The sequence below is a fragment of the Paenibacillus tianmuensis genome, assembly GCF_900100345.1.
In the GTDB taxonomy this organism is placed as follows: domain Bacteria; phylum Bacillota; class Bacilli; order Paenibacillales; family NBRC-103111; genus Paenibacillus_G; species Paenibacillus_G tianmuensis.
On sequence record NZ_FMTT01000036.1, the window covers coordinates 1 to 21,537 of the forward strand.

Annotated in this window: 36 protein-coding genes and 1 rRNA gene; 2 read left to right on the forward strand and 35 right to left on the reverse strand. The window is 48.6% G+C overall.

Going from position 1 to position 21,537, the window contains the following annotated elements:
- The 3 genes from BLO51_RS20055 to BLO51_RS20065 form a co-directional block, all read right to left on the reverse strand.
- Positions 1–207: ribosomal RNA gene (locus tag BLO51_RS20055) — 16S ribosomal RNA — on the reverse strand; the annotation flags it as partial.
- A 313-nt stretch (positions 208–520) separates the two neighbouring features.
- Entirely contained in the window at positions 521–739 is a 219-nt protein-coding gene (locus tag BLO51_RS20060) for a hypothetical protein (RefSeq protein ID WP_025851086.1), read from the reverse strand.
- Positions 740–928: 189 nt separating this feature from the next.
- Positions 929–1,540: a stage II sporulation protein M gene (locus BLO51_RS20065; protein WP_090674699.1), complete on the reverse strand. Its 612-nt coding sequence runs from the start codon at positions 1,538–1,540 to the stop codon at positions 929–931.
- A 97-nt stretch (positions 1,541–1,637) separates the two neighbouring features.
- On the opposite strand from BLO51_RS20065, the gene pdaB reads away from it, so the two are divergent.
- Positions 1,638–2,423: a polysaccharide deacetylase family sporulation protein PdaB gene (gene pdaB, locus BLO51_RS20070; RefSeq protein ID WP_090674701.1), complete on the forward strand. Its 786-nt coding sequence runs from the start codon at positions 1,638–1,640 to the stop codon at positions 2,421–2,423.
- 33 nt (positions 2,424–2,456) lie between these two features.
- On the opposite strand, the gene BLO51_RS20075 is transcribed toward pdaB, so the two are convergent.
- A complete protein-coding gene (locus BLO51_RS20075; protein ID WP_090674702.1) occupies positions 2,457–3,053 on the reverse strand; it encodes a KinB-signaling pathway activation protein in 597 nt (198 codons plus the stop codon).
- Between the two features lie 135 nt (positions 3,054–3,188).
- On the opposite strand from BLO51_RS20075, the gene gerD reads away from it, so the two are divergent.
- Positions 3,189–3,869, forward strand: a complete 681-nt coding sequence (gene gerD, locus BLO51_RS20080; protein WP_090674703.1) for a spore germination lipoprotein GerD — start codon at positions 3,189–3,191, stop codon at positions 3,867–3,869.
- 48 nt (positions 3,870–3,917) lie between these two features.
- On the opposite strand, the gene BLO51_RS20085 is transcribed toward gerD, so the two are convergent.
- The 31 genes from BLO51_RS20085 to rpsC form a co-directional block, all read right to left on the reverse strand.
- A complete protein-coding gene (locus tag BLO51_RS20085; protein ID WP_090674705.1) occupies positions 3,918–4,997 on the reverse strand; it encodes an Mrp/NBP35 family ATP-binding protein in 1,080 nt (359 codons plus the stop codon).
- Between the two features lie 59 nt (positions 4,998–5,056).
- The gene (gene cwlD, locus BLO51_RS20090) at positions 5,057–5,812 is read right to left on the reverse strand and encodes an N-acetylmuramoyl-L-alanine amidase CwlD (RefSeq protein WP_090674706.1); all 756 of its coding nucleotides are present in this window, start codon (positions 5,810–5,812) and stop codon (positions 5,057–5,059) included.
- A 71-nt stretch (positions 5,813–5,883) separates the two neighbouring features.
- Positions 5,884–7,059 (reverse strand): sulfate adenylyltransferase, encoded by a 1,176-nt coding sequence (gene sat, locus BLO51_RS20095; protein ID WP_090674708.1) that lies wholly within the window; start codon positions 7,057–7,059, stop codon positions 5,884–5,886.
- A 28-nt stretch (positions 7,060–7,087) separates the two neighbouring features.
- Positions 7,088–7,780 carry a phosphoadenylyl-sulfate reductase gene (locus BLO51_RS20100; protein WP_090674710.1) on the reverse strand — a complete coding sequence of 231 codons (693 nt, stop codon included), beginning with the start codon at positions 7,778–7,780 and terminating at the stop codon, positions 7,088–7,090.
- A 201-nt stretch (positions 7,781–7,981) separates the two neighbouring features.
- A complete protein-coding gene (gene rpsI, locus BLO51_RS20105; protein WP_090674711.1) occupies positions 7,982–8,374 on the reverse strand; it encodes a 30S ribosomal protein S9 in 393 nt (130 codons plus the stop codon).
- A gap of 18 nt (positions 8,375–8,392) precedes the next feature.
- Positions 8,393–8,830: a 50S ribosomal protein L13 gene (rplM, locus tag BLO51_RS20110; protein ID WP_036691379.1), complete on the reverse strand. Its 438-nt coding sequence runs from the start codon at positions 8,828–8,830 to the stop codon at positions 8,393–8,395.
- A gap of 157 nt (positions 8,831–8,987) precedes the next feature.
- On the reverse strand, positions 8,988–9,764 hold the full coding sequence (gene truA, locus BLO51_RS20115; protein ID WP_090674713.1) for a tRNA pseudouridine(38-40) synthase TruA: 777 nt from the start codon (positions 9,762–9,764) through the stop codon (positions 8,988–8,990).
- A 101-nt stretch (positions 9,765–9,865) separates the two neighbouring features.
- Positions 9,866–10,231, reverse strand: a complete 366-nt coding sequence (gene rplQ, locus BLO51_RS20120; protein WP_010498832.1) for a 50S ribosomal protein L17 — start codon at positions 10,229–10,231, stop codon at positions 9,866–9,868.
- Between the two features lie 49 nt (positions 10,232–10,280).
- Positions 10,281–11,225: a DNA-directed RNA polymerase subunit alpha gene (locus BLO51_RS20125; protein WP_090674715.1), complete on the reverse strand. Its 945-nt coding sequence runs from the start codon at positions 11,223–11,225 to the stop codon at positions 10,281–10,283.
- 125 nt (positions 11,226–11,350) lie between these two features.
- On the reverse strand, positions 11,351–11,746 hold the full coding sequence (rpsK, locus tag BLO51_RS20130) for a 30S ribosomal protein S11 (RefSeq protein WP_090674716.1): 396 nt from the start codon (positions 11,744–11,746) through the stop codon (positions 11,351–11,353).
- Positions 11,747–11,767: 21 nt separating this feature from the next.
- Positions 11,768–12,136, reverse strand: a complete 369-nt coding sequence (gene rpsM, locus BLO51_RS20135; protein ID WP_090674718.1) for a 30S ribosomal protein S13 — start codon at positions 12,134–12,136, stop codon at positions 11,768–11,770.
- Between the two features lie 16 nt (positions 12,137–12,152).
- Positions 12,153–12,266 (reverse strand): 50S ribosomal protein L36, encoded by a 114-nt coding sequence (gene rpmJ, locus BLO51_RS20140; RefSeq protein ID WP_003333770.1) that lies wholly within the window; start codon positions 12,264–12,266, stop codon positions 12,153–12,155.
- A gap of 84 nt (positions 12,267–12,350) precedes the next feature.
- Positions 12,351–12,569, reverse strand: coding sequence for a translation initiation factor IF-1 (infA, locus tag BLO51_RS20145; protein WP_009676800.1), 219 nt, complete (start codon positions 12,567–12,569; stop codon positions 12,351–12,353).
- A 2-nt stretch (positions 12,570–12,571) separates the two neighbouring features.
- Positions 12,572–12,880, reverse strand: a complete 309-nt coding sequence (locus BLO51_RS20150) for a KOW domain-containing RNA-binding protein (protein WP_090674719.1) — start codon at positions 12,878–12,880, stop codon at positions 12,572–12,574.
- A 6-nt stretch (positions 12,881–12,886) separates the two neighbouring features.
- Positions 12,887–13,639, reverse strand: a complete 753-nt coding sequence (gene map, locus BLO51_RS20155) for a type I methionyl aminopeptidase (protein ID WP_090674721.1) — start codon at positions 13,637–13,639, stop codon at positions 12,887–12,889.
- A complete protein-coding gene (locus tag BLO51_RS20160) occupies positions 13,639–14,289 on the reverse strand; it encodes an adenylate kinase (protein WP_090674722.1) in 651 nt (216 codons plus the stop codon). Before BLO51_RS20160 ends, map begins: the two co-directional genes overlap by 1 nt.
- Positions 14,290–14,373: 84 nt before the next feature.
- Positions 14,374–15,675 (reverse strand): preprotein translocase subunit SecY, encoded by a 1,302-nt coding sequence (gene secY, locus BLO51_RS20165; protein ID WP_090674724.1) that lies wholly within the window; start codon positions 15,673–15,675, stop codon positions 14,374–14,376.
- Positions 15,675–16,115: a 50S ribosomal protein L15 gene (gene rplO / locus BLO51_RS20170; protein ID WP_090674726.1), complete on the reverse strand. Its 441-nt coding sequence runs from the start codon at positions 16,113–16,115 to the stop codon at positions 15,675–15,677. The genes secY and rplO overlap by 1 nt, the downstream gene beginning before the upstream one ends.
- Positions 16,116–16,148: 33 nt before the next feature.
- On the reverse strand, positions 16,149–16,337 hold the full coding sequence (gene rpmD, locus BLO51_RS20175; RefSeq protein WP_010498853.1) for a 50S ribosomal protein L30: 189 nt from the start codon (positions 16,335–16,337) through the stop codon (positions 16,149–16,151).
- 10 nt (positions 16,338–16,347) lie between these two features.
- A complete protein-coding gene (gene rpsE, locus BLO51_RS20180) occupies positions 16,348–16,845 on the reverse strand; it encodes a 30S ribosomal protein S5 (RefSeq protein ID WP_010498854.1) in 498 nt (165 codons plus the stop codon).
- Positions 16,846–16,874: 29 nt separating this feature from the next.
- On the reverse strand, positions 16,875–17,243 hold the full coding sequence (rplR, locus tag BLO51_RS20185; protein WP_090674728.1) for a 50S ribosomal protein L18: 369 nt from the start codon (positions 17,241–17,243) through the stop codon (positions 16,875–16,877).
- A gap of 65 nt (positions 17,244–17,308) precedes the next feature.
- Complete coding sequence (gene rplF / locus BLO51_RS20190) at positions 17,309–17,851, reverse strand: 50S ribosomal protein L6 (RefSeq protein WP_090674730.1); 543 nt, start codon at positions 17,849–17,851, stop codon at positions 17,309–17,311.
- Positions 17,852–17,882: 31 nt separating this feature from the next.
- On the reverse strand, positions 17,883–18,281 hold the full coding sequence (gene rpsH, locus BLO51_RS20195) for a 30S ribosomal protein S8 (RefSeq protein ID WP_010498862.1): 399 nt from the start codon (positions 18,279–18,281) through the stop codon (positions 17,883–17,885).
- Between the two features lie 33 nt (positions 18,282–18,314).
- On the reverse strand, positions 18,315–18,500 hold the full coding sequence (locus BLO51_RS20200) for a type Z 30S ribosomal protein S14 (protein ID WP_010498863.1): 186 nt from the start codon (positions 18,498–18,500) through the stop codon (positions 18,315–18,317).
- Positions 18,501–18,551: 51 nt separating this feature from the next.
- A complete protein-coding gene (gene rplE / locus BLO51_RS20205; RefSeq protein WP_054976001.1) occupies positions 18,552–19,094 on the reverse strand; it encodes a 50S ribosomal protein L5 in 543 nt (180 codons plus the stop codon).
- A 32-nt stretch (positions 19,095–19,126) separates the two neighbouring features.
- Positions 19,127–19,480, reverse strand: coding sequence for a 50S ribosomal protein L24 (rplX, locus tag BLO51_RS20210; RefSeq protein WP_081481723.1), 354 nt, complete (start codon positions 19,478–19,480; stop codon positions 19,127–19,129).
- A 61-nt stretch (positions 19,481–19,541) separates the two neighbouring features.
- Positions 19,542–19,910: a 50S ribosomal protein L14 gene (rplN, locus tag BLO51_RS20215; protein ID WP_090674731.1), complete on the reverse strand. Its 369-nt coding sequence runs from the start codon at positions 19,908–19,910 to the stop codon at positions 19,542–19,544.
- A 41-nt stretch (positions 19,911–19,951) separates the two neighbouring features.
- On the reverse strand, positions 19,952–20,215 hold the full coding sequence (rpsQ, locus tag BLO51_RS20220) for a 30S ribosomal protein S17 (RefSeq protein ID WP_013921152.1): 264 nt from the start codon (positions 20,213–20,215) through the stop codon (positions 19,952–19,954).
- A gap of 24 nt (positions 20,216–20,239) precedes the next feature.
- On the reverse strand, positions 20,240–20,440 hold the full coding sequence (gene rpmC, locus BLO51_RS20225) for a 50S ribosomal protein L29 (RefSeq protein ID WP_090674732.1): 201 nt from the start codon (positions 20,438–20,440) through the stop codon (positions 20,240–20,242).
- Positions 20,430–20,864 carry a 50S ribosomal protein L16 gene (gene rplP / locus BLO51_RS20230; protein ID WP_090674734.1) on the reverse strand — a complete coding sequence of 145 codons (435 nt, stop codon included), beginning with the start codon at positions 20,862–20,864 and terminating at the stop codon, positions 20,430–20,432. The genes rpmC and rplP overlap by 11 nt, the downstream gene beginning before the upstream one ends.
- A gap of 2 nt (positions 20,865–20,866) precedes the next feature.
- Complete coding sequence (gene rpsC / locus BLO51_RS20235) at positions 20,867–21,532, reverse strand: 30S ribosomal protein S3 (protein ID WP_090674736.1); 666 nt, start codon at positions 21,530–21,532, stop codon at positions 20,867–20,869.
- Between the last annotated feature and the right edge of the window lie 5 nt (positions 21,533–21,537).

Genomic DNA, 21,537 nt, shown 5'->3' on the forward strand with positions numbered 1-21,537 from the left:
CGTGTTTCTTGATCTTCTCATGCGAGAAGATCACTTATCCGGTCTTAGCTACCGTTTCCGGTAGTTATCCCAGTCTTACAGGCAGGTTGCCTACGTGTTACTCACCCGTCCGCCGCTAGCTTTACCCGAAGGTAAAACCCGCTCGACTTGCATGTATTAGGCACGCCGCCAGCGTTCGTCCTGAGCCAGGATCAAACTCTCCATTAAAGAAAAGCTGATAAAGCTCAAAATTTACTACTGACGAGAATTTTCATTCTCTTTATGACACTCACTCAATGTTCAGTTTTCAAAGAGCAATTTCCTTTAACAAATGCTGCGTTGTTAAGCTCTGCAGCCTTTATCTCTTGTTGTCACCTTGTTTAGCGGCGACTTTTATAATATATCACATTCACCTATCGAAAAGCAAGCCTTTTTTTATTTCTTTTTGTTTCCAGAGGTGAAGCTGCTTGCTTGCAAAAGGAGAACGAGTAATAAAGTATCATAAGAGCGCACCGGAAGTCAAGCGATTTTTCAATTTATTTTAATGATACATCCGGTTTCTTGCGTATTTCGAAATTTCTTTTGGCGAGGCTAGGCGGGCATACATGCGGAAAATGACTTTGTACCGCGATTCAATCGCCGTTTTGATATCCGCATCGATTCTTTTATCATTCAAGTCGAAGAGCATTTCATCCAGCTCCTTGCGCAGGACGTAATCCAGTTCTCTGCATTCCCGTTCGTTAAACAAAAAGCCAAGCATGCCGTAGTGGCCCCTTTCCAAAATGAAGTGCGTAAATGCAAAGAAGATATGCAGCGTTAGCGTATCGAATCCAAACCAAGAAAGGTCGGCGCCTTGGCTGCATACCTCTTTAATATCGCCAAAACCGTCTTATGTTTTACTGTTATGCACAGTTTTGGTCATTTTTATGAGTTTACGCTTCATTTATTTTTATCCACGGGCCAACCATAAGGTTAACGTGCTTTCGATTAACGCGGCTACGAACAGCACGGCTACGAGCATAACACTGAGAGGCAGCAGCGCTTTGATAAACAGCAGAAACTGTTCTCTTGTTTTGACCGATCGGGTCGGACTAAGTGAAGAAAGCAGCGTCTTCAGTACCATCATGCCCAATCGCAGCCCTAAGGCACAAGCCACGATAATCGCTGGAATTTCCAGAATTCCATGGGGAAGAATCGTTTTGATCACAAACAACCAAGATTGTTTTTGAGCCGACACCATACATACGTATCCAAGCAGCAAGCCGTTGGCAAGAAGAAAAAACAGCGGGAATACCCCGAAAAACAGCCCCAAGGCAATGACCAACAACGATTTTAAAGCATTATTCCAAAAAATGAGCCAAAATAAAGACCATTGCTGATTCGGCTTGCCTGCAATAGAACCCGAGATTTGTTTTATCGCTTCGATCTGGCCGTTGATAAATGCATGAAACTGGCTGGAGTACAGAGCGCCCATCACGATACCCGCGATAAATACCAAGGCGGATGCAATAAAGTAATGTTTCATCAGCTTCATTTGCATCATTGTGTTTTTCCAATTCAAAGAGAGTCCCTCCTTTTAAGCATAAGATATCGGTACGAGCATACACATCTATTAATACAAGCCTTTCCGGACGAGATGGGCAAAGGAGGCCTAGCCAGTGAATTATTTTTATGTCATGAACGGCAAGAAGCTCAAACAGGCGCTAATTATTTCCGTTGCTGTCCTGTTCGCCATCGGCATCATTTATTCGGAAAGGGAAAATGTTTCGGTCTTCTCCCAATACGAACCCGCCGCCGTCTACAGCATTCCCACGGAAAGAAAGCTGATCGCTCTCACCTTCGATATCAGTTGGGGAGATACGCGCACGGAGCCGATCCTTCAAATTCTGGAAAATAAGGGGATTCGAAACGCAACCTTCTTCTTATCATCCCCTTGGACCAAAAGCCATCCCGATACCGTAAGCAAAATCGTCAAAGGCGGGTGGGAAATCGGCAGTCACGGACATAAGCACGTGAACTACAGCAGCTTAAGCGATGAGGAAATCCGCGCCCAGATTAAGACGGCTCACCAAATTATTCAGGAAGTCACCGGTGCAAGTCCGAACCTGCTGCGGCTTCCTAACGGCGATTTTGACAAACGTGTGCTGCGGATCGCTAACGAGCTGCGTTATACGGTCATCCAATGGGATACGGATTCTCAGGATTGGATGAATAAAGGAGTCGACACGATCATCAACCGCGTCTTATCTAAAGCGCATCCCGGCGATATCGTTTTATTTCACGCCAGCGACTCCGTCAAGCAAACCCACGAAGCGCTCCCCGTTATTATCGACAAATTACGCGAAAAAGGTTACGAGTTCGTGACCGTTAGTCAATTGATGAAGCAAACGAAGGTCAGCAATCAGCCGCCTGTCGAAGATCAAACCATGAAACCTATACGTTAACCCGCTTCTTATGCAAAAAAACAGCAAGAGCCGTTACACCGGCTCTTTATTTGTGTTCAGCACTTTGCTGAGGATCAAAATTTGCCAAGCATTGCACAAGTACAGCGGAACCATCATAAAGATTGTAGAAGCCGCGTTGTCGAGCCGGAGGGAAGGAATAGCCTCGATCGCCGTGACCGCAATCATAAAAAATAATGTCGGAATAGCGGCGCTGCGATTCGTCATTTTTACTTTCCACCAAACTACGCCGATCGACACCATAATTAGTGAAAGCGGAAGGATCATATATACTCCCCAGCTCATCTGCTGCCCACTGCTAACATAGCGCAAATAGATCAAATCGAACAAGACGATCACCATAATGATCACTTGGACGATATCCCAAGCCCATTTTCGAAGAATACCGCCCACAATATACCGGACGATCAAATAAGCGAAAAAGCCCATCTGGCTCAACACACTGATCGTAGCACCGCCAAGGATCATCGTGATCACGCTAAAGCCGATTTGTTTTCCGCCGAGTTCAACCTGTTGGTCTGTCAATTGTAGTACAAGCCCGGCCATAGCGGCCGTCACCGCACCGATCAGCAGCGTGGTCCAAAATAAATAAAACCATTTTCTTAACGTCACGACCGCTATACCCCCAATAAGTCATTTCAACAGTTAATTGTACCAACCTTCGCAATAAAAAGCTAACAGCAATTGTGTTAATCCCCGGGGATGCAACAAATACTAACGGCAAAACAATGAAAGGAGCCCGAACTGATGATAGCGCGATGGATTCGTTTTTTACCCGCCGTCCTAATCGTCGGCTTCTTAACTTCCTGCGGTTCCGAATCCCAAGCCTCATCCTCCGGTGGCGGGAATACTTACAAAGACACCAAGTCGATGGTTCTCGATATTTTGAAAACCGAAGACGGGCGGAAAGCTATCCAACAGGCTACCATACATGAGAACAGCAAGCTCCAATTATTATCCGCCGGCGATACGCAGCAGTTGCAGCTTGCGGTAAAAGATGTGCTGACCGATACGGAGAGCAATAAGTTTCTGCAAAAAATGATTAGCGACCCGAAATTCGCCGGTCAATTCGCAAAAGCCATTCAAAAAGATACCAAGCAAATTCAGAAAGAATTATTAAAGGACCCGGAATATCAAAAAGCCATGATGGATGCGATGAAAAGCCCGGATTTTGAAACGATGATGCTGGAGACCATGAAGGGAACGGCCTACCGCACTCAAACGAAAGCTGTTATTCAGGAATCCCTTCAAAGTCCGATATTTCGCTTGGAAATGATGGAATTGATGAAGAAAGTGCTGCAGGAAGAGTCAAAGCCTAAAGAAGAGAAAGGCAAGAAGAAGGGCGGTGAAGGCGAAGGCAAAGGCCAGCAAAAACAAGAAGGAGGAAAAGGCAAGGAAGGTGGCGGATCTAAGCAAGGCGGAGGATGACATTAAAGGTGAAACAAAGGATCAGCCTCGTCAGGCTGATCCTTTTTCCTACAGCTGTTGAATGACTTGCTCTGCCATATCCCGGTAAATGAGCCCTATTTCGGTATCGGCTTTGTAAACCGAAGGAGAATAATCCGGTTCGGCCACATGGTTGTCCGGGACGCCCAGAGGAATTTGCGCCAGCAGCTTCGTATGCAGTTCCTCGGCTAACTTGCCGCCGCCTCCACGGCCGAATACATAGTCTTTATTGCCGCATTTGCCACAGGCATAGTACGACATATTTTCGACGACACCGATAATCTCATGCTCCGTATGAATGGCCATCGCACCGGCCCGGGCCGCTACAAAAGCGGCAGTAGCATGAGGCGTGGTAACGATAATTTCTTTGCTGTGCGGAATCATCTGATGAACGTCTAGGGCTACATCTCCCGTCCCTGGGGGTAGATCCAGCAAAATATAGTCAAGCCCGCCCCACTCCACTTCGTTAAAGAAGTTGCGGAGCATTTTCCCCAGCATCGGGCCGCGCCAAATGACCGGCGTGTTTTCTTCGACAAAAAAGCCCATGGAAATCACTTTGACGCCGAACCGCTCAACTGGAATAATGCGGTTGTTCACGAGTTGCGGCCGTTCTTCGATGCCCATCATATCGGGAACGCTAAATCCGTAAATGTCGGCATCGACCAAGCCGACTTTCTTCCCTAATCTAGCTAACGCTACGGCCAAGTTGACCGTGACTGTCGATTTCCCGACGCCGCCTTTTCCGCTCGCAATAGCAATGAAACGCACTCCCGATTGCGGGTCAAGCACGTTGACGGAAGGCCGTTCGGTTTTTTCATGAGCAGAAGCCGATTCTTGAGCCTTACGCGCCGCTTCGTTGCGATCAAATTCGGACAGCAGCCGAAAGCGCAGGTGAACGTCCGTGGCGCCTGCTTGCTTGAAAGCCTCAGCAATCTGATTTTGCAGTTGCTGCTTGTACGATTCGTTATCACTAGACAGCAGTACGGTTGCCGACACATGTTGTTCTTTGATCATGATATCGCGAATAAAATTCAAATCAGCCAAGCTTAAGCCGAATTCCAGGTCCTTTAGCGGACTTACGGAAGCCAGTAATTGTTCTTTGGTTATCACGATGTCACCTCGGCGATCCATAGTTAAGTTCTACTGCGGTATATTATACCACAAATTCATCAGGAGCCCACTTTTTCACCAGAGTAATACCGGAGAATGCCTTGATAAATGGAAGTCGCTATCTTTTTCTGATAAGACGGATCCCGAAGCAATTGAGCTTCACCCGGATTGGATAAAAATCCGACTTCGACGAGAGCGCTTGGAATGGTCATCGCTTTAAGTAAATAGATTTCTTTGTCGGCCTGCTTCGCGACCCGATCCGTATTTTTCAAATTCCTTTTCATTTCCTCCTGAATCAATGCTGCCAAGGTCGAATTGTCGGCATGATTTGGATAAAAAAACGTCTGCGCACCCGACCAGCGGGGGGACGGTATGCTGTTCAGATGGATGCTGACGAATAGATTGGACTTTTGCTTGGTAACAAACTCAGCCCGTTTCAGCAGATCTTCGGTTTTGCGTTTACTGTACCCTTTCGTTTCCGTAGAAGCCAGGTCCCGGTCGTCCTCCCGGGTCATGACCACCAATGCTCCTGACTGCTGCAAATAATCCCGAAGGTGCAAGGCAATAGCCAAATTGACATCCTTCTCCTCCAGCCCGTCCTTACTTCGAGCCCCTCCGTCCGGCCCACCGTGTCCGGCATCCAATGCAATGATTTTACCGGACAGCGGCATCGTCCAATACGTCCATGTTTTGGTGGATGGGAGCTCGTAGGTGAACATGAACAGCATGAGCGCCACCAACAAGGCTGACATGACGATTTTGATCCCGCTATGCATGGTCAGCCAAACGACGACCCTCTTTCTTTTTCCGAACATGAAAAAATCCACCTCACATCCCTAGACTCTCTTTCATCTTATGGGACGAGGTGGACAATTATACCTGATGCTTATACCTGATATTCAGGCTCTTTCATACCTTGGATCAACACTTCCGCCACTTCCGGCCGCGTGAACTGAGGCGGCGGGCATTGGCCGTCACGCAGCAGCGCGCGAACTTTTGTTCCGGAGAGGTGCAGATGGTCTTCCTTGCCGTGCGGACACGTCTTGCTGGAGGCCATGTTGCCGCATTTCGTGCAAAAGAAGCTATGCTCGAAGAACAGCGGCGTGATGCCCAGCTCTTCGGGAGTGAAGTTGCTGAAGATTTCCTGCGCTTCATACGTTCCGTAATAGTCGCCTACGCCCGCATGATCGCGCCCTACAATAAAATGTGTGCAGCCGTAGTTTTTCCGGACCATCGCATGGAAAATCGCTTCCCGCGGCCCCGCATAGCGCATCGCCGCTGGGAATACGCCCAAAAATACGCGGTCCTTCGGATAGTAACTTTCCAGCAGGACCAAGTAGCTGCGCATCCGGACATCGGCCGATATATCGTCAGATTTGGTCTCGCCCACGAGCGGGTTCAAAAAGAGCGCATCGACGATTTCCATCGCACTTTTTTGAATATACTCGTGTGCACGGTGAACCGGATTCCGCGTTTGAAAGCCGACTACGGTCTTCCAGCCCTTTTCGGAAAAAAGCCGCCGCGTTACGGCCGGGTCGTAGTAAAACTCCTCGAATTTACCTGGCTTCGGACGGTTTAATACTTGGATCGGCCCGCCTACATAGGTAGACGGTCTGGAGAACAGCTTCTGGACGCCAGGATGCGCTTCGTCGTCGGTTTTAAACACGTTCAGCGCTTCTTTGCGCTGGTCGACATGATAAATGCTCTGGACTTCAATAATACCGTAGACGATGCCGTCTTGCGCCCCTACAAGCGCTACTTCCTGTCCGATAGCAAGGCTACTCGCGATTTGCGGCTCAACGGCTAACGTAATCGGAATGCTCCAGACCGTTCCGTCCTGCAAGCGCATGCGTTCCACGACAGAATGGTAATCCTGTTCGCCCAAAAAGCCAGTAAGCGGCGAAAAAGCGCCGACACCGATCAAATCGAGATCGGAAATCGTCCATGCGTCGATGCTAAGCGAATATAACGTTACGGCATGCTCCAGCAGGTTTGCCCTCTTCTCGCCCTCAATCACCCGATTAACGAGCGTTCCGCCGTGCGGTCGAATGGTTTCTCCCATCGCTATTGCTCCTCCTATTGCCCTTTGCTTATTTATGAAGTCCGCATTCCGTCTTCTCGAAATCGGCCCAACGTCCCGCTCTCGGGTCCTCACCCGCTGCTACCGGACGAGTACAGTGCTCACAGCCGATACTTGGATAGTTCCGATCATGGAGCGGGTTGTAAATAATATTGTTACTTAGAATATAACTCCATACATCTTCAGATGTCCAACTGGCGAGCGGATTGAATTTGACAAGACCGAATTTCACGTCGTATTCGATCTTCTTGGCGTTGGCACGCGTCGGCGCTTGATCGCGGCGAATTCCTGTGATCCAGGCATCGTAGTTTTTGAGGATATCCGTTAACGGGTTAACTTTGCGGATGTTACAGCATTGGGTCGGAGCACTCTTCCACAGTTCCTCGCCAAACTGCTGCGCCTGCTCCTCCAGCGTAAGCTTAGGAAGCACTTGAACGAATTCGACTCCATAGTGCTGCTGCAGGCGGTCGCGGGTTTCATAGGTTTCCTGAAAATGCACATTCGTATCCAGGTAAAAGATATCCGTTTTGGGACTGACCTTCTGGAGCATATCGACCAATACGACGTCCTCTGCTCCGAAACTACAGGCTAAAGTGATGTTGGGGAATCTTTCTACCGCCCAGGATAAAAGTGCCTCCGGGCTTTGAGATTCAAAATCCTCAGCTGCTTGACGAATTAGCTCCTCTTTCTCAAATAAATTCATAGCTTTTCGCACCTCCGGCAATTTAATTCCGAGTATAGTTATGTGTTTTATTTTATTTAGCTTAATTATAAACGATGGACCCTTTTTGTCAATTTAAAATTTTCTCTAGGCTTCTGCCTTATTTTATTGCTCTCGGGCTTGTTCGGTGAAAATAAAAAAACCTTTCCGAAGTAAATTCGGAAAGGTTCGTTTGTGTCGATATTAACGTTTGGAAAATTGAGGAGCGCGACGAGCAGCTTTCAAGCCGTACTTTTTACGCTCTTTCATCCGCGGGTCACGAGTCAAGAAGCCCGCTTTTTTCAGGGCGCCGCGGAATTCCGGATCTGCTTTCAACAGAGCGCGGGAAATCCCGTGACGGATCGCGCCGGCTTGTCCGGAGATCCCGCCGCCATGAGCCAAAACCAATACATCGTACTTGGACAATGTTTCAGTCAGGTTAAGCGGTTGTTTTACGATCAATTTCAACGTTTCCAGACCAAAGTATTCGTCCAGCTCGCGTTTATTAATAATGATACGGCCTTCGCCCGGTACCAAACGTACACGTGCTACCGAATGCTTACGACGACCGGTGCCATAATATTGTACTTGTGCCACTAGACAGTCCTCCCTTTATTAACCGCGAAGTTCCCAAACTTCAGGTTGTTGTGCTTGATGCGGATGTTCCGAACCTGCATACACTTTGAGCTTCGTTTTCAGGCGGTTGCCCAAACGGTTTTTCGGAAGCATACCGTGAATCGCCAGTTCCAACATACGCTCAGGCTTGTTGTTCAGCATATCTTGAGCCGAAGTCACTTTCAGACCGCCCGGATGCAGGGAGTGACGATAGTACATTTTGTTTTGCAGTTTTTTACCTGTCAAAACGATTTTCTCAGCATTGATGACGACAACGAAATCGCCAGTATCTACATGCGGAGTAAATTGAGGCTTATGTTTGCCGCGCAGAATGCTCGCCGCTTCGCTAGCCAGACGTCCGAGCGTCTTACCGGTAGCATCAATGATGTACCATTTGCGTTCAACTTCACTAGGCTTCGCCATATATGTGGTACGCATGTTAATGTTCCTCCTAAATCTATCTTCATCACAGGTCATTCATTTGTCATAGTTATAGGTTAAAACAAGTTGGTTGATCGTTTCATTGACCCGGGGCCGTGGGGTAGCCAGTCATAAGAAACGCCATCTGTTATTTTACTACATCGGCATGCAGTAATCAAGCATTTGGCGCATCTTTTCCGTAAAAAACTTCCCACAGCATAAGCCCGTGCGCCATCGCCGTCGGCCCTGCCAAAGCCCTGTCTTTCGCTGCCAAGACGTCGCGAATACTAGACGGGCTCCGCTTCCCTTCGCCAACCTCAATCAAGGTACCTACAATGATCCGCACCATATTATATAAGAAACCGCTGCCGGAAAAATAAATGTGGATAGCGTACGATTGCAAGTGCGGCTCTATCGGTTCGCACTCCAAGCGAGCTTCGAAGATCGTGCGAACATGGCTTTCTGCCGATGACCGGCTCGAACAAAACGAAGTGAAGTCGTGCTTGCCGACAAAGCAGCTCAGCGCATCCTGCATGGCCGTTACATCAAGGGCAGTCGGATGGTGAAACTCCGTGTTCTGCTTAAACAGGTCCGGATATTTCCCGCATCGCATCGTATAGCGGTACGTCTTGCGCTTAGCAGACCTTCGGGCATGAAAATCATCCGGCACCACTCTAGCATCCCATACCACAATATCATCCGGCAAGCGCGAGTTCATCGCCATGCACCAGCGTTCAATCGGGATTTGAGAACCGGTCTGAAAATTATAAACCTGTCCCCGCGCATGAACCCCCGCATCGGTCCGCCCCGAAGCCGTCACTTTGATCTCCTCGAAGGTGAGATGACGCAATGCTTGCTCCAGCTGCTGCTGAATCGTAATCTTCTGAGGCTGCGTCTGGAAGCCATGGTAGCTCATCCCGTTATAGGATACCGTCATGCAGATGTTTCTCAAGGCAGTCCTCCGTGCTTGCAAAAACGAATTTTCGATCCTACAAAAAAAAGGGTTTCATCAGAATCGTAAGATCCCGTCCACCCTTTCCCATCCTTTTTCTCTTAAGCCCGGTCTACAAGCTCCAAGTAAACCATTGGAGCAGCATCGCCGCGACGAGGTCCGAGCTTCAAAATGCGGGTATAGCCGCCTTGACGCTCAGCGTAGCGAGGAGCCAGATCGGAGAAAAGTTTTTGAATCGCATCTTGGTTTTCGTTTGCCGCTTCGCGACGAACGAAGGAAGCCACTTGCCGACGTGCATGCAAGTCACCACGTTTTGCCAAGGTGATCAATTTTTCTGCGATGGAACGAAGTTCTTTGGCTTTCGCTTCCGTCGTTTGAATGCGCTCATGTATGAACAAGTCGGTTACCAGATCGCGAAACAAAGCTTTACGCGCGCTGGAGTCACGACCCAACTTTTGGTATGCCATGTGAGCAACCTCCTTCTGCTTGATTGGTCAGAGGTGCGCGACTTAAGACTTAATCTTCCATTCTCAGGCCAAGACCAAGCTCTTCGAGCTTCTCTTGAACTTCCTCCAGAGATTTGCGACCCAAGTTGCGGACCTTCATCATGTCTTCTTCCGTTTTCGTAATCAATTCCTGCACCGTATTGATGCCAGCGCGCTTCAGGCAGTTGTAGGAACGAACCGAGAGATCGAGTTCTTCGATAGTCATCTCCAGAACTTTCTCCTTCTTGTCCTCTTCCTTCTCCACCATAATCTCAGCGTCCTTGGCTTCGTCGGTCAGACCGACGAACAGCATCAGATGCTCCGTCAAAATTTTGGCGCCCAAGCTTACGGCTTCTTCTGGGCGGATGCTTCCATCTGTCCAAACTTCAAGGGTCAACTTATCATAGTTGGTAACTTGACCGACGCGAGTGTTTTCTATGCTGTAATTGACACGAGTAATCGGAGTGTAGATCGAATCGATCGGAATCACGCCGATCGGCTGTTCCTCTTTTTTGTTCTTATCTGCCGATACGTATCCCCGGCCGCGATTCGCATAAATTCTCATATGCAGCCTTGCATCGGAGGACAGCGTAGCAATGTGCAAATCCGGGTTTAAGATCTCCACATCGCTATCGCCGCGAATATCGCCAGCCACAACAGCCCCTTCGCCTTCGGCATCGATCTCAAGCACTTTCTCCTCGTCGGAGTGTATCTTGAGCGACAGTCCTTTCAGGTTCAGGATAATCTCCGTAACATCTTCCATGACGCCAGGAACCGTGGAGAACTCATGCAGCACGCCGTCGATTTGCACGGACGTCACAGCGGCGCCCGGCAAAGACGAAAGCAAAATTCTGCGAAGCGAGTTCCCAAGAGTCGTTCCGTAGCCTCGTTCCAATGGCTCTACGACAAATTTGCCATAGGTGCCGTCTTCGCTCAATGATACGGTTTCTATTTTCGGCTTTTCGATTTCGATCATGGTTACACCCTCCTTCAAACGTCGTTTCCCTTTGGATAACTTAAGACGTATAAACGCGCAGTATGCCTATCCAAATAGTATTCACAACTTTTGGAAAATTATACCGCTTAGCTTAGCAATCCTAATTAGACACGACGGCGTTTCGGAGGACGGCAACCGTTATGAGGAATCGGTGTAACGTCTTTAATCAGGTTAACTTCCAAACCTGCAGCTTGCAGCGAACGAATCGCAGCTTCGCGACCTGCACCCGGTCCTTTAACCATAACCTCAACTGCTTTCATGCCATGTTCCATAGCAGCTTTTGCAGCAGATTCGGCAGCCAATTGCGCAGCAAACGGAGTGCTTTTACGCGAGCCTTTGAACCCGAGGTTACCGGCGCTTGCCCAGGAAATTGCATTCCCATGCGGGTCGGTAATGGTTACGATAGTATTGTTGAACGTAGAGCGGATATGAGCCACTCCGGAGTCGATATTTTTCCGATCACGACGTTTGGTACGAACGACTTTTTTAGGTTTAGCCATTTAAAAGGTTACCCCCCTTTACTATTTTTTCTTATTAGCTACCGTACGACGAGGACCTTTGCGCGTACGAGCATTTGTTTTAGTACGTTGACCGCGAACAGGCAGGCCGCGACGGTGACGAACACCACGATAGCAGCCGATCTCGATCAGGCGCTTAATGTTCAGTGCGATTTCACGACGCAGGTCGCCTTCCACCTTCTGCGTTTTGTCGATGACGTCGCGGATTTTGCTTACTTCGTCTTCTGTCAAATCGCGAACGCGAGTATCGGCATTGATACCGGTTTGAGCGACGATTTTCTGAGCAGTCGTGTTACCGATCCCGAAAATGTAGGTCAGCGCGATTACTACCCGTTTGTCACGAGGCAAGTCTACACCAGCAATACGTGCCATTTAACACAGCACCTCCTTAACCTTGTTTTTGTTTATGTTTCGGATTTTCGCAGATTACCATAACGTTCCCTTTGCGGCGAATGACTTTGCATTTTTCGCAAATCGGCTTGACCGACGGTCTAACCTTCATGGTGTTAACCTCCTAAGAGTTTTCGTTAGAAAACTTACTTCGTAAGCGTTAGCTGAGTTTCGTGAGAAAACTGACTTCGTACATTTATTTAAAACGATAGGTTATACGGCCTCTGGTCAAATCATAGGGCGAGAGCTCGACCGTCACTTTATCGCCGGGCAGGATCCGGATAAAGTGCATTCTGATTTTGCCGGATACGTGAGCAAGTATCTTATGACCGTTCTCCAGTTCAACCTTAAACATTGCATTCGGAAGAGGTTCAATCACTGTACCTTCAACTTCAATTACATCTTCTTTGGCCACAGTCATTCTCCTTTCTCTTGCGCTTTCGCTGATTCATGGTCCGCATACTTTGTCAATGCAAACCGCAGCTTTCCGTTGGTGACTCGACCGGTATTCATAATACTATCAGCCACTTCGCTGCTGATCGCCGGCAGAAGCTCAAGATGAATCACGTTTTTCTTTTTGGGTGCGTCTGATTTCCGTTGTCCGCCGTCTGCAATCCACACGTACCGTTGGTCTACGACGCCGATTATGACAGCGTACGATCCGGATTCCCGTCCCCGATTCACCCTTACGATTTGTCCGATCTGGGGCATGTTCGATGTTGCCATCGTGCTTTACTTACCGGGCAGCGTAAAAATCTCGTAGCCGTCCGGCGTAATCGCTATGGTATGCTCAAAATGCGCGCACAGTGTGCCATCCACCGTCACAACCGTCCAATTGTCTTCGAGGGTCTTCACATAACGTTCGCCCACGTTGACCATAGGTTCGATTGCAAGTACCATACCGGGCTTCAGCCGCGGACCTCGCCCTGGAATACCGTAGTTCGGAATCTGCGGCTCCTCGTGGAGCTTCGTTCCGATGCCATGTCCTACGTATTCCCGAACAACCGAAAAACCTTCATCTTCAATCACTTTTTGAATGGCGTGGGATATCGTGTACAGTCTGGCGTCCGGCTTGGCTTCGGCAAGTCCTGCAAAAAGCGACCTTTCGGTTACTTCAAGCAGCTTGCGGGCCGTATCGGAAATCTCGCCAACACCGTAGGTCCATGCGGAATCCCCATGATATCCTTTGTACTCTGCACCGATGTCGATACTGATGATGTCACCGTCTTTAAGCTTTCGTTGACTGGGTATGCCGTGAACCAGTTCGTCGTTGACCGAAGCGCAAATACTGCCAGGAAAACCATTGTAGCCTTTAAAAGACGGAATTGCGCCCTGACTGCGAATAAAATCTTCTGCGATCTGGTCGAGCTGTTTCGTTGTAATATCGGGCTGAATGGCTTGCCGCAGCACCCGATGCGTTTCGGCGACAATCCGTCCCGCCTCCCGCATCAATTCCAATTCAGCAGCTGACTTACAGATGATCATTACGCAAGCCCCCGCAATTGTGAACTGATTTGTGCAGTAACCGTATTAATCTCTTGCTCACCGTTAACCTCACGCAATATTCCCTTGTTACGATAATACTCCAGAAGCGGAGCGGTTTTATTGGAATACTCGTCCAAACGAGTCCCTACTTTTTCTTCGGTGTCATCCGAACGTTGATACAACTCACCAGAACATTTGTCGCAAACATGCTCACGTGCAGGAGGGTTAAACAAGACATGATACGTAGCTCCGCAGGATTTACAGATCCGGCGACCTGTCAAACGGGCAAGCAGTAAATTCCGATCCACTTTCAGATTGATCACGTGCTCGATGGTTTTACCCAGCGAAGCCGCAATCTCATCCAACGCTTCAGCTTGGGAGATGGTTCTTGGGAAACCGTCCAGCAAAAAGCCCTTGCTGCAATCCGGCTGCTGAAGGCGTTCGCGAACGATCCCGATCGTAATTTCATCCGGTACGAGCAAACCTTGATCCACATACTTCTTCGCTTCAAGCCCGAGCGGCGTTTCCTGCTTCATCGCCAGCCGAAAGGCGTCTCCCGTAGAAATATGCGGAATTTGAAACTCATCAACGATTCGTTCCGCCTGAGTACCTTTTCCTGCACCCGGGGGCCCCATAAAGATGACGTTCATCAGACTTCCTCCCCACTGGCATCTATCGATACTAACAGCACAATAGGTGCCGATAGCTTAAAACTCACTATCAGTACCTATTTGCTATTTATTAATGAAGCCTTTGTAGTGGCGTTTGATCAGTTGGCTCTCGATTTGTTTCATCGTCTCAAGTCCTACACCGATAACGATCAGCAAAGACGTACCGCCAATGGTAACGGAGCTCGGCAGTCCAGCCACAGAACCGATAATCATTGGAAGGATCGAGATGGCAGCCAAGAAAAGCGCGCCGGACAATGTGATTCGGGTCATGACTCGCGTCAAGTAAACCGAGGTGGTTTTGCCCGGACGGATGCCTGGGACATATCCGCCATTTTTCTTCATCTGATCCGCCATTTGCACAGGGTTCATCTGTACAAATGTGTAGAAATACGTAAAGCCGATGATCAACAAAACGTACAACACCATACCGAGCGGATGTGTGTAGTTCAGGTTGGTGATAATCCATTCCGCCACCGCGTTACCTCTCCAGAAGCTTGCAATCGTCGGAGGAAACATTAACAGCGAAAGTGAGAAGATGACCGGAATGACGCCAGCCGCGTTCACTTTAAGCGGAATGTGCGTCGACTGTCCTCCGAACATTTTACGGCCTACCACCCGTTTTGCATACTGCACCGGAATTTTACGAACGCCCTGCTGGACGAAAATCACACCGGCGATCAAGGCAATGACCACGACGGCAATAATAACGACCTTCAAGATGTTAAGGAAGAGCGCGCCGCCCGCATCTGCAAATTGCGTTTGGTATATTTGTCCGATGCCAGTCGGGATTGCCGCAACAATCCCTGCGAAGATGATAATGGAAATACCATTTCCAATGCCATTTTCGGTGATTTGTTCCCCTAACCACATCAGAAAAGCAGTCCCAGCCGTAAGTACGATCGCGATCAAAGCATACGTCGTAAAGTTCGGATTGATCACAAGACCGGTATACAGTCGGTTAAATCCGATCGCCAGACCAAAGGCCTGAATGATTCCCAGCACGATGGTCCCGTAACGGGTGATTTGGCTTAACTTCTTTCTGCCGACTTCTCCTTCTTTAGCCCATTGCGTGAATGTCGGAATGACATCCATGGAAAGAAGCTGCACGATGATGGATGCCGTGATATACGGCATAATCCCCATCGCGAAGATGGAGAATTGGAACAACGCGCCGCCGGAGAATGTATTCAGCAAGCCGAATACACCACCTGCGTTAGCTTGGTCTTGAGCCTTGAGAATTTCTGTGTTGATGTTAGGTACCGGAATAAAAGCACCAATTCTGTAGACGAGCAGCACCAGAAGAGTGAACAGGATCCGTTTCCTCAGATCGTCTACTTTCATAATATTGGATATGGTACGAAACATTAAATCACCTCGGTTTTACCGCCGGCAGCCTGAATTTTCTCTACCGCAGATTGGGAGAACTTACTAGCCTTAACGTTCAGTTGAACCGTGATTTCACCGTTACCCAAAATTTTGATGCCATCTTTAGGGTTTTTCACGATACCGGATTCCAAAAGAACTTCAGGAGTTACTTCCGTACCTGCTGCAAACTTGTTCAGATCCTCTACGTTGATAACCGCATATTCCGTACGGAATCTGTTGTTAAATCCACGTTTTGGCAAGCGACGATAAAGCGGGTTCTGACCGCCTTCGAAGCCGGGACGGACACCGCCGCCGGAACGGGAGTTTTGACCTTTGTGACCGCGAGTAGCTGTTTTACCCATCCCACTACCGATACCACGACCTACACGCTTGCGCGTATCGCGGGAACCTGGAGCGGAAGAAAGCTCATGCAATTTCATCGTTTGCACCTCCTCTAGCTATATGTTAAAACCTTAAGCTTCAATTTCTTTAACTTCGACCAAGTGACTTACTTGGTTAACCATGCCGCGGATTGCAGCATTGTCTTGTTGAGTAACGGATTGATGCAGTTTGCGAAGTCCGAGAGCCGTAACCGTACGACGCTGAGTTTCAGGACGACCGATCAGGCTGCGCTTGAGGGTAATTTGCAGTTGCTTAGCCATGGTATCCCTCCTAACCTAAGAGTTCTTCTACGGTTTTACCGCGAAGCTTAGCAACCTCTTCCGCACGCTTCAGGCGCTGTAAGCCTTCCAGAGTAGCGTTAACCATGTTGATGGAGTTCGAAGACCCGAGGGACTTCGTCAGAATGTCGCCTACGCCTGCCAGTTCAAGAACCGCACGAACCGGGCCGCCGGCGATAACTCCGGTACCTTTCGAAGCAGGCTTAAGCAATACGCGTCCTGCGCCGAAATGTCCGATCACCATGTGAGGAATTGTCGTTCCGACGATAGGAACGTGAATCAGGTTTTTCTTCGCGTCTTCGATACCTTTGCGAATCGCATCAGGTACCTCGGAAGCTTTACCGATTCCCGCGCCTACCCAACCTTTGCCGTCGCCCACAACCACGAGTGCGCTAAAGCTGAAACGGCGACCGCCCTTTACGACTTTAGCTACGCGGTTAATATGAACGACTTTTTCAGTCAGTTCTAATGTATTGGGATCAATACGCAAGTCCTTTACCTCCTTATTGATGAATTGGATTAGAATTCAAGACCTGCTTCACGAGCAGCGTCTGCAAGTGCTTTAACACGTCCATGGTACAGGTAACCGCCGCGGTCGAAAACGACTTTCGCGATACCTGCGTTTTTCGCACGCTCAGCGATCAGAGCGCCGACTTTCGAAGCTGCTTCTGCGTTTCCGCCGTTGCCGAGCCCTTCTTTGAGCTCTTTGTCCTGCGTAGAAGCCGCTGCGATTGTTACGCCTTTAACGTCGTCGATCAGTTGTGCGTACATATGCTTAGAGGAACGGAAAATGTTCAGACGAGGACGTTCCGTCGTTCCTTGAATTTTCTTACGAACGCGAAGATGTCTTTTCAAACGCGCTTTGTTTTTATCGCCTTTGGTAATCATTCGAGGTTCACTCCTTTCGAGTTGGATCATCCGAAGTTCGGATTATGCGATCAGCTTAAGCAGCCTTATTTTTTCTTACCGGCTTTACCTTCTTTGCGAAGGATACGCTCGCCTTCGTATTTAATACCTTTGCCTTTGTACGGCTCAGGCTCACGAACGGAACGAACTTTTGCTGCTGTAGCTCCAACCAACTCTTTGTCGATCCCTTTAACGATGATCTTAGTGTTGGTAGGAACTTCGAACTCGATACCGTTCTCCGGCTCGATTTCAACCGGGTGGGAGTAACCGACGTTCAGAACCAGCTTGTTGCCGGATTTGTTCGCACGGTAACCTACGCCGACGAGATCAAGAGATTTGGCAAAACCATCAGTTACTCCGCTAACCATGTTTTGTACAACGCTGCGGGTCGTACCATGCAGAGAGCGGTGCAATTTATTGTCGGAAGGACGTTCTACGGTCAGAACATTGTCCTCAACGCTGATCTTCATATCTCTATGCAATTCACGGCTCAAAGTGCCTTTCGGACCTTTTACCGTAATGAGTGTATTGTCAATAGTCACGTTTACTCCGCTTGGGATCGTGATCGGTTTGCGACCAATACGGGACATGTTGTGCACCTCCGTTCATTCAAAATCTTGATTACCAAACGTAGCAGATTACCTCTCCGCCAGCTTTGGATTGACGAGCTTCTTTATCCGTCATCACGCCTTTGGACGTGGACAGAATTGCGATTCCCAAACCGCCAAGTACGCGAGGCACTTCTTGGCTTTTCGCGTAAACGCGAAGGCCCGGTTTGCTGATTCTTTTGAGTCCTGTAATTACGCGCTCATTGTTAGGGCCGTATTTCAGGAACAAGCGGATGATGCCTTGCTTGCTGTCTTCGATATATTCAGCGTCACGAATGAAGCCTTCCTTCTTGAGGATCTCAGCGATTTCTCTTTTGACCTTCGAAGCCGGAATTTCGACAGTTTCATGACGAACGACGTTAGCGTTGCGGATGCGTGTAAGCATATCTGCAATTGGATCGGACATAACCATGTGTTGTGAACCTCCTTCCCGAGAGCTTAAAGTTTACCAGCTTGCTTTCTTCACGCCAGGAATCTGGCCTTTGTATGCCAATTCGCGGAAGCAAATTCTGCAAATTTTGAATTTCCGTAGTACGGAATGCGGGCGACCGCAGCGTTCGCAGCGTGTGTAAGCCTGCACCTTGAATTTCGGAGGACGCTGCTGCTTAATCTTCATCGAAGTTTTTGCCACTTCAGTTTACACCTCCAAAGTCTCCATTAGGAAACTTGCTTCGTAAGCATGTTATTTGGAAAACGGCATACCCAATTGAGCCAACAATTCGCGGGACTCTTCGTCCGTTTTAGCCGTTGTGACGATAACGATATCCATACCGCGCACTTTATCCACTTTATCGTACTCAACCTCTGGGAAGATGAGTTGTTCTTTCAAACCGAGCGTGTAGTTGCCGCGGCCGTCAAAAGCCTTGGTCGATACGCCACGGAAGTCGCGTACACGAGGAAGAGCAACGTTGAACAATTTATCCAAGAAGTGATACATACGCTCGCCGCGAAGCGTAACTTTCACACCGATCGGCATATTTTCACGCAGCTTGAAGCCTGCGATCGATTTTTTCGCTCTGGTGATAACCGGCTTTTGTCCGGAGATCAACTGCAGATCGTTAACAGCGGTATCGAGCACTTTGGAGTTAGCAACTGCTTCTCCAACACCCATGTTGATAACCACTTTTTCAATTTTCGGAACCTGCATCACCGTGGTGTAGTTGAATTTCTGCATCAGGGCAGGCGTAATTTCGTTCAAAAAGCGATCTTTCATTCTTGCAGCCATGAATCCGTGTACCTCCCTTCTTACTTATACGATTAGTCGATAACTTCGCCGGATTTTTTCGCAACGCGAACTTTTTTGCCGTTGTCCAGCACTTTGTAACCTACGCGAGTAGGTTGGCCGCTCTTCGGATCTACCAGCATCACGTTGGATGCGTGGATCGGAGCTTCTTGCGTGATAATGCCGCCTTGCGGATTTTGTTGGGAAGGCTTCGAATGTTTCTTGATCATGTTCACGCCTTCGACCAGCACACGGTTTTCACGAGGGAATGCTGCGATAACGCGGCCCTTCTTCCCTTTGTCTTTACCGGTGATAACAAAAACCGTATCGTCTTTTTTCACGTGCAATTTATTGTTATGAGACTCGAGTTTCTTCGGTTGTTTTGGCATTGTGTACACCTCCTACAAACTTTCCTATGAAAGCCGACTTTGTAAGCAGCTGCTTGGTTTATTAGATAACTTCCGGAGCCAGAGAAACGATCTTCATGAAGTCTCTGTCGCGAAGTTCGCGAGCAACCGGTCCGAAGATACGTGTACCGCGCGGGCTCTTATCTTCTTTTACAACTACGGCTGCGTTCTCGTCAAAGCTGATGTAGGATCCGTCCTTACGGCGAGCACCGCGTCTCGTACGTACGACTACTGCTTTAACCACGTCGCCTTTTTTGACAACGCCACCTGGTGTTGCTTCTTTCACGGAGCAGATGATCAGATCACCGATGTTAGCCGTACGACGACCCGTACCACCCAACACACGGATACACATCAGTTGCTTCGCACCAGAGTTGTCAGCTACGCTCAAACGAGTAAAAGGTTGAATCATTGTGTATTCCCTCCTTCCGGAATTGATGCCCGATGCTTATATTAAACGATAACCGCTTTTTCTACGACTTCGACCAGTCTCCAACGCTTGTCTTTGGAAAGCGGACGAGTTTCCATGATTTTCACAACATCGCCGATTTTCGCTTCGTTGTTTTCGTCATGTGCTTTGAATTTTTTCGTATATTTAATGCGTTTGTGGTACAAGTCGTGTTTTTTGTAGGTTTCTACAGCCACAACGATGGTTTTGTCCATTTTGTCGCTTACGACTTTACCCAGCTGCGTTTTACGCTCGTTGCGTTCAGCCATTCTGAGATCCTCCTCTCTCATTCATTAACTAGTGATTCCCAATTCTCTTTCACGCAAAACAGTCTTTGCCCGGGCAATCTCTTTGCGGACTTTTTGAATTTGTACGGGATTATCCAGTTGACCTGTAGCCAGTTGAAAACGGAGGTTAAAGAGCTGCTCTTTAAATCCGGCAATCCTTTGTTCGATCTCAGCAGTGGTTAAGTTGCGAAATTCACTAGCTTTCATTTACTTCACCACCTACTTCTTCTCTTTTCACAAACTTCGTTTTCATCGGCAGCTTGTGAGAGGCGAGACGCATAGCTTCACGGGCGATTTCTTCGCTTACGCCAGCAAGTTCGAACATAACTTTGCCCGGCTTAACGACAGCAACCCATTTTTCTACGTTACCTTTACCGCTACCCATCCGAACTTCAAGCGGCTTTTGGGTGATCGGTTTGGAAGGGAAAATTTTGATCCAAACTTTACCGCCCCGCTTGATGTAACGAGTCATCGCAATACGGGCAGCTTCGATTTGACGGTTGGATACCCAAGCCGGCTCCATCGCTTGCAAGCCGTATTCACCGAAATGAACTTCCGTACCGCCTTTGGCGCGACCACGCATATTTCCGCGGTGCTCTTTGCGGTGTTTCACACGTTTAGGAACTAACATGATTAGTTGCCTCCTTCCGTAGCAGCCTTTTTCTTAGCCGTTGGAAGAACTTCGCCACGATAGATCCATACTTTTACGCCGATCCGACCGTAAGTGGTGTGAGCTTCTGCCGTACCGTAGTCGATGTCCGCACGCAATGTATGAAGAGGAACCGTACCCTCGCTGTAACCTTCCGTTCTGGCGATTTCCGCTCCACCCAGACGACCGCTGACAGATGTCTTGATCCCTTTTGCGCCGGCTCTCATCGTTCTTTGAATCGCTTGTTTCAGTGCACGACGGAACGATACGCGACGCTCCAGTTGTTGTGCAATGCTTTCTGCAACCAAGATCGCATCCAGTTCCGGTCGTTTTACTTCAGAGATGTTGATGTGTACTTTTTTGCCGTTCGTCAACTTAGTCAGGTAGCCGCGGATAACCTCAACCTCGGAACCACCTTTACCGATAACCATGCCTGGCTTCGCCGTATGAACCGTCACGTTCACGCGATTAGCGGCACGCTCGATTTCAATGCGGGAAACGGCAGATTCTTTCAACTTTTGTTTCAAATATTCACGGATTTTTACGTCTTCCATCAGCAAATCGCCGAAATCTTTACCGGCGTACCATTTGGATTCCCAATCACGGATAATGCCGATACGAAGTCCTACCGGGTTTACTTTTTGACCCACACGTT

Coding starts and splice junctions, on each gene's coding strand:
- rplX (WP_081481723.1), bottom strand. CDS start 19,480: ATGCCAAAACAACCGAAGAAACTCGAGTCTCATAACAATAAATTGCAC.
- rplP (WP_090674734.1), bottom strand. CDS start 20,864: ATGTTAGTTCCTAAACGTGTGAAACACCGCAAAGAGCACCGCGGAAAT.
- BLO51_RS20160 (WP_090674722.1), bottom strand. CDS start 14,289: ATGAACGTCATCTTTATGGGGCCCCCGGGTGCAGGAAAAGGTACTCAG.
- BLO51_RS20125 (WP_090674715.1), bottom strand. CDS start 11,225: ATGATCGAAATCGAAAAGCCGAAAATAGAAACCGTATCATTGAGCGAA.
- rplO (WP_090674726.1), bottom strand. CDS start 16,115: ATGAAATTGCATGAGCTTTCTTCCGCTCCAGGTTCCCGCGATACGCGC.
- rplF (WP_090674730.1), bottom strand. CDS start 17,851: ATGTCCCGTATTGGTCGCAAACCGATCACGATCCCAAGCGGAGTAAAC.
- rpsM (WP_090674718.1), bottom strand. CDS start 12,136: ATGGCACGTATTGCTGGTGTAGACTTGCCTCGTGACAAACGGGTAGTA.
- cwlD (WP_090674706.1), bottom strand. CDS start 5,812: ATGTTCGGAAAAAGAAAGAGGGTCGTCGTTTGGCTGACCATGCATAGC.
- rplQ (WP_010498832.1), bottom strand. CDS start 10,231: ATGGCATACCAAAAGTTGGGTCGTGACTCCAGCGCGCGTAAAGCTTTG.
- rpsH (WP_010498862.1), bottom strand. CDS start 18,281: ATGGTTATGTCCGATCCAATTGCAGATATGCTTACACGCATCCGCAAC.
- BLO51_RS20150 (WP_090674719.1), bottom strand. CDS start 12,880: ATGGCAACATCGAACATGCCCCAGATCGGACAAATCGTAAGGGTGAAT.
- rplN (WP_090674731.1), bottom strand. CDS start 19,910: ATGATTCAACCTTTTACTCGTTTGAGCGTAGCTGACAACTCTGGTGCG.
- rpmD (WP_010498853.1), bottom strand. CDS start 16,337: ATGGCTAAGCAACTGCAAATTACCCTCAAGCGCAGCCTGATCGGTCGT.
- BLO51_RS20100 (WP_090674710.1), bottom strand. CDS start 7,780: ATGAATTTATTTGAGAAAGAGGAGCTAATTCGTCAAGCAGCTGAGGAT.
- rplR (WP_090674728.1), bottom strand. CDS start 17,243: ATGATTACCAAAGGCGATAAAAACAAAGCGCGTTTGAAAAGACATCTT.
- map (WP_090674721.1), bottom strand. CDS start 13,639: ATGATCATCTGTAAGTCAGCTGCTGAATTGGAATTGATGCGGGAGGCG.
- BLO51_RS20060 (WP_025851086.1), bottom strand. CDS start 739: ATGCTTGGCTTTTTGTTTAACGAACGGGAATGCAGAGAACTGGATTAC.
- rplM (WP_036691379.1), bottom strand. CDS start 8,830: ATGCGTACCACATATATGGCGAAGCCTAGTGAAGTTGAACGCAAATGG.
- sat (WP_090674708.1), bottom strand. CDS start 7,059: ATGGGAGAAACCATTCGACCGCACGGCGGAACGCTCGTTAATCGGGTG.
- rpsK (WP_090674716.1), bottom strand. CDS start 11,746: ATGGCTAAACCTAAAAAAGTCGTTCGTACCAAACGTCGTGATCGGAAA.
- secY (WP_090674724.1), bottom strand. CDS start 15,675: ATGTTTCGTACCATATCCAATATTATGAAAGTAGACGATCTGAGGAAA.
- rpsQ (WP_013921152.1), bottom strand. CDS start 20,215: ATGGCTGAACGCAACGAGCGTAAAACGCAGCTGGGTAAAGTCGTAAGC.
- rpmC (WP_090674732.1), bottom strand. CDS start 20,440: ATGAAAGCTAGTGAATTTCGCAACTTAACCACTGCTGAGATCGAACAA.
- gerD (WP_090674703.1), top strand. CDS start 3,189: ATGATAGCGCGATGGATTCGTTTTTTACCCGCCGTCCTAATCGTCGGC.
- rpmJ (WP_003333770.1), bottom strand. CDS start 12,266: ATGAAGGTTAGACCGTCGGTCAAGCCGATTTGCGAAAAATGCAAAGTC.
- rplE (WP_054976001.1), bottom strand. CDS start 19,094: ATGGCTGCAAGAATGAAAGATCGCTTTTTGAACGAAATTACGCCTGCC.